Below are 782 nucleotides of genomic sequence, written 5' to 3'. Positions count from 1 at the left end.
CTGACCGTCGCGGCCTTCGGCGACGTCTCGCACCTGCTGCGGACCTCGCATCTGGCGCAATTGCGCGCCATCCTCGACGATCCCGAGGCGTCGCAGAACGACCGCTACGTGGCGCTGGAGCTGATCAAGAACGCGGTGATCGCGGCCGGGCGGGAATTTCCCAGCTGCCAGGACACCGGCACCGCCATCGTCACCGGCAAGAAGGGCCAGAACCTGCTGGTCCGGGGCGAGTTGCACCAGGCGCTCAGCGACGGCATTCGCGACACCTGGCAAAGCCGCAACCTGCGGTTTTCGCAGATGGCGCCGCTGACCATGTATGAGGAGAAGAACACCGGCACCAACCTGCCGGCGCAGATCGATATCGAGGCGGTGGGCGGGGACGCGCTGGAGCTGCTGTTCATGGCCAAGGGCGGCGGCTCGGCCAACAAGACCTTCCTGTTCCAGCAGACCCGCCGCCTGCTGGAACCCGAGCGGCTGCTGGCCTTTCTCGACGAAAGGATCCGCACGCTGGGCACCACGGCCTGCCCGCCCTATCACCTGGCCATCGTCATCGGCGGACTGTCGGCCGAGCAATGCCTCAAGATCGTCAAGCTGGCCTCGGCGCGCGAACTCGACGGCTTGCCCACCAGCGGCAGCCCGGACGGCCGCGCCTTCCGCGACCTGGAACTGGAGGGCCAGATCCTCGGCCTGACCCGGGCCATGGGCCTCGGCGCGCAATTCGGCGGCAAGTATTTCTGCCATGATGTCCGGGTGATCCGCCTGCCCCGCCATGGCGGCAGCCT

General features: G+C 67.8%; 1 protein-coding gene. It reads left to right on the top strand.

The genetic code is table 11. The annotated features are described in order from the left end of the window. On the top strand, positions 1-782 hold a 782-nt coding region (locus AQY21_RS08880), incomplete at both ends, for a fumarate hydratase (protein WP_203416467.1).

Source organism: Paracoccus sp. MKU1 (genome assembly GCF_001447385.1).
In the GTDB taxonomy this organism is placed as follows: Bacteria; Pseudomonadota; Alphaproteobacteria; order Rhodobacterales; family Rhodobacteraceae; genus Paracoccus.
This window is presented reverse-complemented; position numbering and strand designations above follow the sequence as displayed.